This is a genomic window from Mordavella massiliensis, from assembly GCF_016901695.1.
Taxonomy (GTDB): Bacteria; Bacillota; Clostridia; order Lachnospirales; family Lachnospiraceae; genus Claveliimonas; species Claveliimonas massiliensis_A.
The window spans coordinates 1-250 of sequence record NZ_JACJKS010000106.1 but is presented as its reverse complement, the minus strand read 5'-3'; the positions used below and the strand labels follow the sequence as shown (position 1 = coordinate 250).

General features: G+C 54.8%; 2 rRNA genes. Both read left to right on the top strand.

Annotated features, from left to right (window positions below):
- Nucleotides 1-76, top strand: a 16S ribosomal RNA gene (locus H6A20_RS13315); the annotation flags it as partial.
- Between the two features lie 69 nt (nucleotides 77-145).
- Nucleotides 146-250, top strand: a 5S ribosomal RNA gene (gene rrf / locus H6A20_RS13310); the annotation flags it as partial.

Genomic DNA, 250 nt, shown 5'->3' with positions numbered 1-250 from the left:
GAAGGCGGGACCGGTAACTGGGGTGAAGTCGTAACAAGGTAGCCGTATCGGAAGGTGCGGCTGGATCACCTCCTTTCTAAGGAAAAGAAGTAAGGACCGTTGTCTATTGTTGAGTTATCAGGCTGTCAAAAGCAGATGACTTGCTGCTGGTGGCGATGCGCTTAGGGGGCACACCCGTACCCATCCCGAACACGATGGTTAAGACCTAAGCGGCCGATGGTACTGCACTGGAGACGGTGTGGGAGAGCAG